Origin of the sequence: uncultured Shewanella sp. (genome assembly GCF_947491715.1) — a bacterium.
In the GTDB taxonomy this organism is placed as follows: domain Bacteria; phylum Pseudomonadota; class Gammaproteobacteria; order Enterobacterales; family Shewanellaceae; genus Shewanella.
The window spans coordinates 14,695-26,186 of record NZ_CANLKR010000011.1 but is presented as its reverse complement, the minus strand read 5'-3'; the positions used below and the strand labels follow the sequence as shown (position 1 = coordinate 26,186).

The following is an 11,492-nucleotide window of genomic DNA, read 5'->3' as shown; positions in this document are numbered from 1 at the left end:
ATTCATTTGGTTAGCCCATCTAACTATTAAGTTGTCAGTGATGATTGGAGAGTAGTAATGAAATTGAATAATGATATAAAGCAATCTCTTGATTTGGATGACCCTCGATTAAATAAACGTTTAAAAGATTCGCCTATCGCCATTGTGGGAATGGCTAATTTATTCCCACATGCTCGTTATTTAGAAGAGTTTTGGGACCTGATCAGTGACAAAGTTAATGCTATTACTGATGTCCCTAATACTCATTGGAATGTTGATGATTACTTTGATTTAAACCAAAAAAGACCTGATAAAAGTTATTGCAAGCGAGGGGGTTTTTTACCTGAAGTTGATTTTAATCCCATGGAGTTTGGCTTACCCCCTAATATTTTAGAATTAACCGATACGTCTCAACTTCTTTCTTTACTCGTTGCGAAAGAATTACTAGCGGATGCTCAAATTCATGATGAAGATAGTCGGGAGCATATCGGTATTGCGCTTGGTGTCGGTGGAGGACAAAAAATTGTTCATAGTTTAACAGCGCGTTTGCAATATCCTCTTCTTAGAAAAGTGTTTAAACACAGTGGGATAAGTGATAATGACAGTGAGATGCTGATCAAGAAGTTTCAAGATCAGTATATTCATTGGGAAGAAAATTCCTTTCCGGGGTCATTAGGGAATGTTATTGCGGGCCGCATTGCTAATCGGTTTAATTTAGGTGGAATGAACTGCGTTGTTGATGCTGCCTGCGCTGGTTCGTTAGCCGCGATGAGAATGGCAATCAGTGAATTGGTCGATGGCAGAAGTGAAATGATGATAACAGGTGGAGTGTGTACTGATAATTCGCCTTCTATGTATATGAGTTTTTCTAAAACACCTGCCTTTACGACTCAGGAGGTGATCCAGCCTTTTGATATTGAATCTAAAGGCATGATGATAGGCGAAGGTATTGGTATGGTTGCCTTGAAACGCCTCAAGGATGCACAAAGGGATGATAATCGAATATACGCAGTGATAAAGGGCATGGGGTCTTCATCAGATGGAAAATTCAAAAGTATCTATGCTCCTCGTTCAGAAGGACAAGCTCTGGCGTTAAAGCGTGCTTATGATGATGCTGGTATTCCTCCTCATAGCGTGGGATTGGTCGAAGCACATGGCACGGGGACGGCTGCTGGTGATGTTGCTGAGTTTGAAGGATTAAAAAGTGTTTTTGAAGAATATTCTGAAGAGTCACAGCATATTGCTCTCGGATCGGTCAAATCTCAGATTGGGCATACAAAATCAACGGCGGGAACGGCGGGGTTGATGAAAGCCGCATTAGCTTTACATCATAAAGTCTTGCCTGCCACTATCAATGTTTCTCAACCTAATCCAAAACTGAATATTTCTGCATCCCCTTTTTACCTGAATACAGAAACGCGTCCTTGGTTTCGTAAAGATGAGACTATTCCACGTCGAGCGGGTATTAGTTCTTTTGGGTTTGGTGGTACAAATTTCCATTTTGTTTTAGAGGAATATTCTGCTGAACATCAACGCCAACAATCACACACTCAATACCGTTGTCGTCATGTTTCTGCGACTTTCTTATTTAGTCAAACAACAAAAGAAAAGCTCATTCAGTTGTTAGAAGAAACTCAACAAGTTTGTCAGGAAAACAGCCAAGCTTTTGATGATATCGCTGTGACTCATGGTTTAAGGGAATTAGATAATAGCTTACCGCGTTTGGGATTTGTGGCAAAAAATAGCGCTGAACTTAACTCCGCGATGACTCAAGCCTTAAGCATGTTTAAGAATAATGAAGCGGATAATTGGCAAGGGATGGGAGGGATGCAGTATCGCTCTCATGCTTTAGTCAACGCAGGCGATAACAGGAAGAAGGTTGCTGCTTTATTTGCGGGACAAGGGAGTCAGTATTTAAATATGGGACGTGAATTGGCTTGCCACTTTCCAGAGATCAGAACGCATTTCTCTCATGCCGATAAGGTGTTTCATCAACAGGGAAAACCTCTTTTATCTGAGCAAGTCTACCCTAAGCCTGTTTTTGAGCTATCAGAAGTGAAACAGCAAGAAAAGAGTTTAACCAATACACTCAATGCACAAAGTGCAATTGGTGCACTTTCTTTAGGTCAATATGAATTGATGCAAGCTGCAGGTTTTGAAGCTGATATGTTTGCTGGTCATAGTTTTGGTGAGTTGACGGCATTGTGTGCGGCAGGAGTGATTAATCAAACAGATTATTATCAGTTAACTTATGCTCGTGGCGAGGCAATGGCAAGTAAAGCTCGTGATACTGAAGGTCTTGAAGATAAAGGTGTGATGAGGGCTGTGGTTGTCAAAGCGGGGTTGTCTTTAGCGCAACTTGAATCCTGCTTAGCCGATTTTGAGGGTGTCAGTATTGCCAATTATAATTCTCCCACTCAAGTTGTGATCGCCGGGTCAAGTGATGGTGTTGAAAAAGCCAGTCAGGCTCTAAAGGCATTAGGTTTTAGTATTATCAGCTTGCCTGTTTCAGCGGCTTTTCATACTCAATTAGTGAGTCATGCTCAGGAGCCATTTGGTCGGGCTATTGATAAAGTTGCCTTTTCATCTCCTGAAAAACCCATTTACAGTAATGTTTCGGGTGAGCAATATGTTAACGAGGGAGAGCATATTAAAAATAGCTTTAAGATGCATATGCTTCAACCGGTTCATTTTAGTCAACAAATATCGAACATGTATGAGGCTGGTGCGCGTATATTTGTTGAGTTCGGCCCTAAAAACATTCTTCAAAAATTAGTCAAAGAAACATTAGCCGATAAAGCTGAAGATGTTTGCTTTATTAGTATGAACGGGGATCCTAAGGGAAACAGTGATACTCAATTAAGATCTGCGGCGGTGAATATGGCTGTTGCAGGTCTGCCAATCATCGAATTAGATCCTTATCAGCTGCCCAAACGAACGGCAGAGAAATTGACCCCTATGCACATCAAATTAACGGCAACAAATCATATTAGTCAAGCGACCCAAGAAAAGATGATGCAATCTTTACAGACAGGAAAAGTCTCTTTTTCAGTGGATCCTAGTGAAATTAAAGAAGATGTTTCTGATAATAATGTTGCTGCTGATGTTGAAAATGTGCCTAAGCCCAATGCGGAAAAAGAGTTAGCTCAGTCGTCATCGAGCACTGTTAGCGAACACAATATTGAAGCCAGTATAGAACCTGAGTCACAGGCTCAAGATACACAAAATATTGAGGCGTTATTATTAGCTCAGGAGCAAATGTTAGCGATCCATAAGGCCTTTATTACCATACCTAAACAATATAATGAGACGGTCACTCAGTTAATGGCGGAGCAGAATGCGTTAAGTGAAAAAGGGGAGAAGATCTCACCAGAATTACAAAAAAGCTTAGACAATTACCATCAAGAACATGCCAATACCTTGAAACAGCATGAGCAATATTTAGCATTACAAGAACAAACACATCGTCAATTACACCAACCTTCGATGTTAGTACAAGAAGGTATATCGTCAGAGGTAACAGAAAAAATAGACTTAAATAAAGTGGGTGGTGAAGTTGACAACCAAATTATATCAGCGAATAACACTGAGCCTCTTCAAGAACAAACACATCGTCAATTACTCCAACCTTCGATGTTAGTACAAGAAGGTATATCGTCAGAGGTAACAGAAAAAATAGAATTAAATAAAGTGGATGGTGAAGTTGATAACCAAATTATAGCGGAGGCCAACACCGAACATCTTCAAGAGCAAGCGGTTAACGTTAATATGAGTAATGAGCTTGAAGTGTTGATGTTGCAAGTGGTGGCAGAAAAAACCGGTTATCCGACTGAAATGCTCGCCCTTGATATGGACATGGAAGCGGATTTAGGCATTGACTCCATTAAGCGTGTTGAAATCTTAGGGACAGTGCAAACCCAAGCGACATCGCTACCAGAGCTGAGTCCTGAGGAAATGGCTGAGTGCCGCACCTTAGGGGATATTGTCAGTTATCTCAATGCTCAGCTATCAGAACAAGTATCAGAACAAGTCTCTGAACAAGTACCTGAGCCAGACAGTCATGAACAGTGCTCAACCCAAGACGATACTGTGACTGATACTGTTTCAATGGCATCGGCTGTTGAGGCTATTAATGATGCGAAGCAATGCACTTCAAAAGCGGATCCTGTAGCGGTCAGTACAGATGCACCTAAGGCTGAGGCGGTTGAGCAGGACTTACAGGCCTTGATGCTGCAAGTGGTGGCAGAAAAGACCGGTTATCCTGCTGAAATGCTCGCCCTTGATATGGACATGGAAGCGGATTTAGGCATTGACTCCATCAAGCGTGTTGAAATCTTAGGGACAGTGCAAACCCAAGCGACATCGCTACCAGAGCTGAGTCCTGAGGAAATGGCTGAGTGCCGTACTTTAGGGGATATTGTCAGCTATCTCAATGCCCAGCTATCAGAACAAGTATCAGAACAAATATCTGAACAAGTACCTGAGCCAGGCAGTCATGAACAGCGCTCCACTCAAGATGATACTGTGATTAATACTGTGACTGATACTGTTTCAATGGAATCGGTTGTTGAGGCTATTAATGATGAGAAGCAAAGCACTCTTGACACGGATCCTGTAGCTGTCAGTACAGCTGCACCTAAGGATGAGACTGTTGAGCAGGACTTGCAGGCCTTGATGCTGCAAGTGGTGGCAGAAAAGACCGGTTATCCCGCTGAAATGCTCGCCCTTGATATGGACATGGAAGCGGATTTAGGCATTGACTCCATCAAGCGTGTTGAAATCTTAGGGACAGTGCAAACTCAAGCGACATCGCTACCAGAATTGAGTCCCGAGGAAATGGCAGAGTGCCGGACGTTAGGAGATATAGTCAGTTATCTCAATGCTCAGCTATCAGAACAAGTCTCTGAACAAGTATCAGAACAAGTATCTGAGCAAGTACTTGAGCCAAGCAGTCATGAACAGCGCTCAATTCAAGATGATACTGTGATTAATACCGTGATTGATACTGTGACTGATACTGTTTCAATGGCATCGGCTGTAGAGGCTATCAATGATGCGAAGCAAAGCACTCTTGACACGGATCCTGTGGCAGTCAGTACTGATGCACCAAAGGCTGAGACTGTTGAGCAGGACTTACAGGGCTTGATGTTGCAAGTGGTGGCAGAAAAGACCGGTTATCCCGCTGAAATGCTCGCCCTTGATATGGACATGGAAGCGGATTTAGGCATTGACTCCATTAAGCGTGTTGAAATCTTAGGGACAGTGCAAACCCAAGCGACATCGCTACCAGAACTAAGCCCCGAGGAAATGGCAGAGTGCCGGACTTTAGGGGATATTGTCAGTTATCTTAATGCCCAGCTATCAGAACAAGTATCTGAGCAAGGCAGTCATGAACAGCGCTCAACTCAAGATGATACTGTGATTAATACCGTGATTGATACTGTGACTGATACAGTTTCAATGGCATCGGCTGTAGAGGCTATTCATGATGCGAAGCAAAGTACTCTTGACACGGATCCTGTGGCGGTCAGTACAGATGCACCTAAGGATGAGACTGTTGAGCAGGACTTACAGGTATTGATGCTGCAAGTGGTGGCAGAAAAGACCGGTTATCCCGCTGAAATGCTCGCCCTTGATATGGACATGGAAGCGGATTTAGGCATTGACTCCATCAAGCGTGTTGAAATCTTAGGGACAGTGCAAACCCAAGCGACATCGCTACCAGAACTAAGTCCCGAGGAAATGGCAGAGTGCCGGACTTTAGGGGATATTGTCAGTTATCTTAATGCCCAGCTATCAGAACAAGTATCAGAACAAGTATCAGAACAAGTATCTGAGCAAGGCAGTCATGAACAGCGCTCAACTCAAGATGATACTGTGACTGATACAGTTTCAATGGCATCGGCTGTAGAGGCTATTCATGATGCGAAGCAAAGTACTCTTGACACGGATCCTGTGGCGGTCAGTACAGATGCACCTAAGGATGAGACTGTTGAGCAGGACTTACAGGTATTGATGCTGCAAGTGGTGGCAGAAAAGACCGGTTATCCCGCTGAAATGCTCGCCCTTGATATGGACATGGAAGCGGATTTAGGCATTGACTCCATTAAGCGTGTTGAAATCTTAGGGACAGTGCAAACTCAAGCGACATCGCTACCAGAATTGAGTCCCGAGGAAATGGCAGAGTGCCGGACGTTAGGAGATATAGTCAGTTATTTGAGAGTGCAACAAAGTTGTCAATGTCAGGAGGGGAATTTAGAGGTGGGTGAAGTGAATGCCAAGCCTCTAAATATTGAAGCACAAGTGATGTCGGTAGGCACTATGCCTTTATCATCAAACGATATGAGTGATATAGAGTTACCCAGTCATAGTGAGGTTGTATTAGCGGCGCTTCCATCTTTAGTTAATCAAAAGCTGAATGATTATCCTCAAAATGCTTGCATAATCATTGTTGATGATGGCCATAATGCAGGCGCTTTAGCTGAAAAGTTGCGATTGCAGCATCGACAAGTTGCTGTGATCCGTTTACCGGAAGGAGAGCCACAATCGCCGCTGAGTGCAGAAGTTGAAAGCTTTCAACCTAAAAGCCAAGATGAAATAGGATTTAAAGATACGCTCGCTCATATTGCTCATTCTTATCATTACATAGCTGGTTTTATTTATTTACACCCTGCTGTTCAGCATGCAGAAAATGAAATGGGATCCTTATTAGGATTCAGTTTATCGAGCTTAGATCAAAAGAGTTTGTATCAACTGAAGCAGGTTTTTTTGTGGGCAAAATTATTACAGCCTGAATTAACAAAGGAACATGGTGATTTTAGACATTGCTTTGTGACAGTGAGTCGCATGGATGGTGGGTTTGGATTGAAAAGTAATTCTGAGGGCCAGTGTTTAGAATTAAACCAAGGCGGGCTTTCTGGATTAACCAAAACGTTGAACCATGAATGGTCGAATGTCTTTTGTCGTACTGTAGATATAGCACCTAATATGGATGCTCATAGAGTTGCTGAAGCAGTTTTGCTTGAACTATGCGATAACGATTTAGGTTGTCATGAAGTGGGAGTGACAACATCAGGTCGTTTTAATTTGGTACTTAATTCATCTTTAGATAAAAATGCTGCGGTTAAGGTTGAGAAGCGGACCAGTCAACCTATTGGTATTGATTCAAAGGATACTATTTTAGTCACTGGTGGTGCTAAAGGTGTGACAAAAGCTTGTGCATTAGCACTGGCGAAGAAAACACAAGCACATTTTATCCTCGCCGGACGCAGTGAATATCTGGCTTTAACCGATAGGCCTCATTGGTCAGAAAATAAAGGGTTAGATGAGCTGCAATCCGCTGCGATTGCGTTTATGAAAACTCAAGCTGAAAAAATCACGCCAAAACAAATTACCCATCTGATTGAGCCGATACAAAATGGACTAGAAATTGATTTAGCATTACAGGCGTTCAAGGATGTTGGAGCCAGTGCTGAGTATGTCAGCATGGATGTTACGGATCCTCAGTCCGTTAAAGCAACATTATCTCACCATAGCTTAGTGGATGAGAATCAATCTTCAACGCCTGAAACTAATGGCATTATCACAGGGGTTATTCACGGTGCAGGGGTGCTGGCGGATAATTACATTCAGAATAAAAGTTTAGACGAATTCGATAGAGTTTATGATACTAAAGTAAAAGGATTAGCCTCAATTTTTAATGTCATTGATATTAATCAATTAAAGGTATTAGCACTCTTTTCCTCTGCAGCCGCTTTTTATGGTAATCAGGGACAAAGTGATTATGCAGTGGCAAATGAAATTTTAAATAAAATGGCATTGCAATTATCGACTTCTCTTCCTCAAACAAAAGTGATGAGCTTTGACTGGGGACCTTGGGATGGCGGTATGGTCAATGCTGATTTAAGGAAAATGTTTGTTGAAAGAGGTGTCGATGTTATTCCACTTGATTCAGGGGCTGAGCTTTTTGCACGTCAGCTTTTCAGTTCAAATCATGTTCAGCTGGTTGTGGGTAGTAGCATGCAAGGAAAACCGAAAACACCCACAATTAAACCGACAGCAGTTAAGGAGCACTCAGTTCAAAATCAAAGTCATGATCAATATCAAAATGCTGAACTGTCTCAATCCAGTACAGTACAAGCTCACCTAAACACTGAACATAATGTGTCAATAAAACCGCTTAGCAAGTCAGTGATTTTAACACGTCGACTTAATTTGGAATCCTTACCGGTTGTGCTTGACCATTGTATTGGGGGAAATCCAGTATTACCCGCTGTTTTTGCTATTCAATGGATGCGTGAAGCCGCTCTTTTATCATGTGGGTTAGCCTTTGATGATGCCCATCATGTACAGGTGAATGTTGAGGATTATCAGCTTTTAAAAGGCGTTATTTTTGACTTATTTGAAGATCAGGTATTGAAATTAACCTTGACGCCAGAGGGAGAAGGAACATCTCATCAACAAACGTTAAAAGCAGATCTCTACTGTAATGATAAACCCCAATCGAGTGCACGCCTTATAGTGAAGATTGTAAAGGTAGGTGAAGAGGTCTCTTCGTTGATGGAGCAGAGCGGATTAGCATTAGGGGGGGAGAAGGATAAAACGAAAGATGTTATGTCTCTTTATCAACAGGGAGCGTTATTCCATGGCCCTCGTTTGCAAGGGATCACGGCGATTCAGGAAATTGATGATACATCGTTAATAGCACTATGCCAGTTGCCGCAAGTGAGTTCTCGCGATTGTGGTTACTTTGTTCCTTGTGAGCAATGGGGAGGTTGCCAGCCTTTTGCTGAAGATTTGTTATTACAAGCCATGCTTGTTTGGGCTAGGTTTAAATATGAAGCGGCGAGTTTACCGACCAGTATTGGAGAATTTTGCACTTATAAACCTTTATTACAAGGTGAAAAAGGCATTTTACAACTTGAAGTGGTAGAGCATTGTTCAAACCAGTTGAAAGCGAATGTGTCTCTGTACCATCAAAATGGTGATTTAAGTGCGGTGATGAAAGGGGCTGTAGTGACAATCAGTGAGAGTTTAAATGAGGCTTTCTTATCTAATCGCTTAATAACGAACGAGACACTTGTAGAGACGCAAAATTATTTAAAATCGAGTGAGGCCACATTCTCTCCTTCATCACAAATTCAAAGAGGATGAATGGATATGGATGTCAAGAACAGGAATGAAGCAAGGTTAAAACCATCACAAAGCGCATTGCGTATTGCACTTTTTATTCAAGCCAATTCAACTTTAAATGCACAGAGGGAGAGGCTGCCTCAACAAGAGGCAGGTCTGAAATCTTTAGTCCTTCAAACTCAGCGGGTTAATGTTTTTGAAAGAGATTTAAGTTCTGCTATTCAAGCGGCTTCTCAAGGTGATGATGTTAAACTCATTATGCCAAATTATACGCTGGTGATGTTACCTGCATTAAGAGCTGCGAATTTGAAGTTGCATCCACATGCTTTATTATCAGCTTTCCAATGGCAAATGATACACGATGGCGAGAATAAACAGGCTTTAGAAAAGCAAGCCATTTCACAAGTAAGAGGGAAAAGTAATCACAGCGATATAAAAAGTGTGTCTTATGATGATTTGAATAGTGAACGAAAATGTGATTATTTCTGTCGATGGGTCATCAATTTAATGAGAAGAACATTAGCCACAGATACCCAATCTCATTTTTGGTTTAGAGCGCCTTTTAAACCTAGAATGGTGGCGATGAACTTTAATGAAACGAAGAGACACATAGATGCGTCTTCTGCTGCGCTGTATCAATCTTGCCTCATTTTAACCCAAGGAACCTATCAGGCCCCTGCGCGATCTTTAATCCATTCTGAGCAATTATTTTTTATTTTTAATGGTAATAATCCCAGCGAATTACAGCAAGCATTAGTGAGATTAATGCAATCGTTATCGGTTGCTGATGTGTGCGTATTAACCTTAATGGCAAAAAGTTTGCGCAATTATGTTGAAAATGGACTGACTTCGACTTTTTCTGTGGTATTGCAAGCCACATCGATTAATGCGCTTAAGAAAGAAATCGATAATATATTTAATGCGATACCTAAAATCATAGCGACGAAAGAGCGCTATCGAACACCCAGTGGTAGTTGTTTTTTTGCTGCGCCATTAACTGGAGCGGGTTTAACATTTGTTTACCCCGGAGTAGGGACTGTTTTTGACAAAATGTTGAGTCAGTTACATGAGTACTTTCCTAATTTATATAAAAAGTTAGAAGATGAAGGGGATTTAAGAGATATATTACAATCGGAAAAAATCTATCAAGATATAGAGTTAACCGATCTCTCGTTTGAGGAAAAGAGTAAAGAGACCCCATTTGACAAGCTCATCAGTATTCGTCAAAGCAGTGCGGATGAGAAAGGGATGAGCTTAGCTGAGCAAGCCATCTCTGGTGTTGGAAGCAGTTATTTATGGACCAAGCTATTAACGGAAGAGTTTCAATTAACGCCTAACTTTGCCATGGGATATTCCATGGGAGAAGTGTCAATGTGGGCGTGTTTAGGGGTATGGAAAAACCCTTATGATATGGTTGAAGATACTTTTACGACAGGGCTATTTTCATCAATGGTTTCAGGCAGTTTACATGCGGTTAGAAAAGCATGGGGCTTGAAACATGAAGGACAATTTAGTCAAGCGGTAGAGGTCGATATTGCCAATCATGAAAGCGTGATGATTAAGGATGATCTGCATGACGATAAAGTGTGCTGGGGGAGTTATTTACTAAGAAAACCCGCGACAGAGATTAATGCATTGATTGGAGATTATCCTCGTGTGTACTTAGCAATTAATCAAGGTGAAACCTGTATTATCTCTGGTTGTGAGCAAAGCTGTAAGGCATTGATTAACGCATTAGGAACAAGAGCGATTACCAGTTCAGGCGTGTCTGCTATGCATACTGGACCTGCGATGTTAGTGCACCAAGAAACCTATGATTTTTATTTACGTCCTTTAAATGACTTCTCCCAAAAACCTCGCTTAAATGAGCATGCAGATCGTGCACTAACTGTGACAGTCAATAATGCCATTGATCCTACTCAAATTACCTTTATCAGTTCACAATTAGAGGAAGGTATTCATTACAAACACAGTCCTTTTTGTGGTAAGAAAATTGCAAAGTCGGTTGCCGATAACCTGTGTTACCCTCTTGACTTTCCAAAGTATGTTAAAAATGCTAGGCGACTTGGGGCGAATTTATTTCTTGAAGTGGGTGCCGATAAACAAAATACCATTTTGATTAATCGTATTAACCAAGCAGACAGGGTTGATAGTCAATGTGATGCTATGGCTGTTAACAGTCGTTCGGTGGATGAAGTTAAGGGACTACTCGATGTCATTGCTCAGCTGATTAGTCATAGAGTGCCTTTAAGTTTGACTGTATTGCAAAAGGGGCTGAATGGGTTAATTGAGAATAAAACCATTAGGTCACTTGAGATACCCGATATAGATAAACCGTTAGTAAAACAACAGTAAATCGATTTTTAGCCAATAAATTATTG

At 41.5% G+C, this 11,492-nt stretch carries 2 protein-coding genes; both read left to right on the top strand.

Going from position 1 to position 11,492, the window contains the following annotated elements:
- The first annotated feature begins 57 nt into the window (after positions 1-57).
- On the top strand, positions 58-9,132 hold the full coding sequence (locus tag Q0779_RS09710) for a type I polyketide synthase (protein WP_298772068.1): 9,075 nt from the start codon (positions 58-60) through the stop codon (positions 9,130-9,132).
- The gene (locus Q0779_RS09705; protein ID WP_298772066.1) at positions 9,133-11,466 is read left to right on the top strand and encodes a PfaB family protein; all 2,334 of its coding nucleotides are present in this window, start codon (positions 9,133-9,135) and stop codon (positions 11,464-11,466) included.
- Positions 11,467-11,492: the final 26 nt, after the last annotated feature.

Coding starts and splice junctions, on each gene's coding strand:
- Q0779_RS09705 (WP_298772066.1), top strand. CDS start 9,133: ATGGATATGGATGTCAAGAACAGGAATGAAGCAAGGTTAAAACCATCA.
- Q0779_RS09710 (WP_298772068.1), top strand. CDS start 58: ATGAAATTGAATAATGATATAAAGCAATCTCTTGATTTGGATGACCCT.